Raw genomic sequence first — 2,859 nt, 5'->3', positions numbered from 1 at the left:
TTTTATTTATAAACCAAAAAGAATCATTAGGGATGATATATTTTGTACTTGCAATTAGATCGATAGGAACTAGTTTCCATATGCCTGCAATGCAATCATCAATACCTATGATTGTACCTCAAGATAAATTAAGCTTAGCGGCAAGTATAACTCAATTTATACAATCGATATCAAACATAGCAGCACCAGCTCTTGGAGCATTGATTTTTGCGAAATACTCGATAGAATATATTTTAATAATAGATATTGTTGGAGCTATAATGGCAGTTACAACATTGTTATTTGTCAAAATACCTAATCCACCCAAAAGTCAAGATGATGTTAACAATGAAGGTATGATTCAAGAAATGATATATGGATTTAAAGAGCTGAGAAAAAATAAAGGTATGTATATTCTTACAGTTATATTATCTATAAATACGATTATATTTATGCCAATTGCATCATTATTTCCTCTTATGGTGAGTAATCATTTTAATGGAGGAGCTTATGAAGCTGGGTTTGTAGAAATTGCATTTTCAATAGGATTACTTGTAGGGTCTGTACTATTAGGTCTTATTGGTGAAAAATATAAGAAGAGTAATATAATTAGTTTATCAATTGTGATATTTGGAATAGCATTAACTGTATCAGGTATGCTTCCAATGAACTATTTAGTAGTATTTGCATTGATGTCAATGATTATGGGATTAGCAGGACCACTATTTGGTGGTGCTCATTATGTTTTACTTCAAAGTAAAATAGAACCGAGTGTCCTGGGTAGAGTTATTTCAATTAGCAATAGCATGATGCTTTCAGCAACGCCTATAGGGCTTTTAATAGCTGGACCAGTATCTCAGATAATTGGGATTGATAAATGGTTTTTAATATCAGGAATTTTAACAGTTATAATTGGATTTGTATGTAAGTTCAATAGTGCTGTTGGTAAAATAGAAAAATAGTATTATTTAAAACAGACACAAATTAGGAGGTAATATATGATTATACGTGGTTGTATATATTTTTTAAGATTAAGAGGATAAGACACGGGTTGTGACTATTATCTTAACTTAATCAAAAGTCATAATCCCGTTATACTTAAATATTGAAGTTTAAATATAAGAATTATAGGAGATTATGAATATGAGAAAAAAAGGAATACTTGTAGGTATTAACATAAATAATAAAATTAATTTTGATGAGTCTATGATAGAACTGAAAAATTTATGCCAAGCTTGTGAAATAGAGGAAGTTGCTCATATAAAACAGAATGCAAAAAAAGTGAATTCAAAATTCTATATGGGTAGTGGAAAAATTAAAGAAGTACGAGATTTAATCTTAGAAAAAGATGTTGATGTAGTAGTATTTAATAATGAGCTATCAGCATCACAATTAAAAAATATTGAAGAAGAAATAGAGTGTAGTGTCATAGATAGGACCACTTTAATATTAGATATATTTGCAAATAGAGCAAAAGCTAGAGAAGCTAAGTTACAGGTAGAGATAGCAAGACTTCAATATGAACTCCCAAAGCTAATAGATGATAATGAGGATTTAGGTCGTCAAGGTGGTGGAGCAGGACTTAAAAATAGAGGTTCTGGAGAAACAAAATCAGAATTAGAATTTAGAAGAATAAAAGATAGAATAGTAAATCTAAATAAGGAATTAGATACAGTAATGTATCAAAGGGAGATTCAAAAAAGTAAAAGAAGAAAATCAAGTATACCAAACGTAGCACTTGTAGGATATACAAATGCAGGAAAATCATCAGTTATGAATGTATTTGTAGAAAAGTTTATAAATAATGAAGATAAAAAAGTATTTGAAAAAAATATGTTATTTGCAACCTTAGAAACTTATGTGAGGAAGATAAAATTACCTAATAATAGGTCCTTCTTATTATCAGATACAGTAGGATTTGTAGGGGATTTACCACATAATTTAGTTAAAGCTTTTAGATCAACTTTAGAAGAAGTGTGTGATGCAGATTTATTACTTCATATTGTAGATATTTCTAATCCTAATTATGAAAATAATATTAAGGTTACTAATGAAACATTACACCAAATTGGAGCTGAAAATATTCCTTCGATTTATGTATTCAATAAAAGTGATTTAGTTGAATTAGAAGAATTAAATGATGATAGCATTTTTATTTCAGCTAAAATGAATATAGGTATAGATGAATTAATAGAATCTATATGTAAAGAAATCTTTGCTGAGTATATAAAATTAAAGATAATGGTTCCATATTTAGATGCAAAGATAATAGCTTATATTATGGAAAATGAAGCTGTTATAAATTTTGAATATACAGATAGTGGTGTTATATTCGATTTTGAATGTAGTAAAGTTGAATATATCAAATATAAAGAGTATATAATTTAGTATAAAAAACTAATATATTAAAAAGAGATGTTTGTAGAAATATTAGCATCTCTTTTTTTTACACTTACAAAAGTATAAAGTAATAAATGAGTTATGTTCTGATAAATAAAGGGTTTCATATATATATAAGTATATGAAAGACGATTTATTTAAAAGAGACTATAGCTTGTACTCACCTATAAATTCCAATTTATCTGATAATTAAAATACAGTACAAGATAATAGCTAATATTAATAAATATATAACGGTTCAAGAATTATGAAGTTCTTGAACCGTTTAATTTACTGGCTTTAGAGCAAGTTTGATGCAAAATTTCGGAAAAAACGGAGCTACCCCTTATTTCATTAAAAAGTCTATTGCAATTTGCTCCAATCCTATCTAGCTTATTTATGAATATTAATGTTGGGATTTTAAGATACTTCAAGGTGTTAAATAGTATTCTTGTTTGGGATTGAATTCCTTCTACAGCTGATACCACTAGTATTGCTCCA

The 2,859-nt window shown here is 27.8% G+C and carries 2 protein-coding genes and 1 pseudogene; 2 read left to right on the top strand and 1 reads right to left on the bottom strand.

Translation table 11 applies throughout. The features are described 5' to 3' along the window. A partial coding sequence (locus tag ACRDBA_RS14750) for an MFS transporter (RefSeq protein ID WP_438506594.1) occupies positions 1 to 941 on the top strand: 941 nt, incomplete at its 5' end. A 181-nt stretch (positions 942 to 1,122) separates the two neighbouring features. After that, positions 1,123 to 2,367: a GTPase HflX gene (gene hflX / locus ACRDBA_RS14745; protein WP_438506593.1), complete on the top strand. Its 1,245-nt coding sequence runs from the start codon at positions 1,123 to 1,125 to the stop codon at positions 2,365 to 2,367. A gap of 335 nt (positions 2,368 to 2,702) precedes the next feature. Here the strand turns inward: hflX and ACRDBA_RS14740 are convergent. After that, a pseudogene (locus tag ACRDBA_RS14740) lies at positions 2,703 to 2,859 on the bottom strand (GTP-binding protein); the annotation flags it as partial.

The sequence above is a fragment of the Clostridium sp. genome (assembly GCF_051654825.1).
Taxonomy (GTDB): Bacteria; Bacillota; Clostridia; order Clostridiales; family Clostridiaceae; genus Clostridium.
The sequence above is the reverse complement of the archived record's forward strand: the minus strand, read 5'-3'. Positions and strand labels throughout refer to the sequence as shown.

Bases quoted from the DNA above. Each gene is read 5' to 3' on its own strand.
- hflX (WP_438506593.1), top strand. From the start codon at position 1,123: ATGAGAAAAAAAGGAATACTTGTAGGTATTAACATAAATAATAAAATT.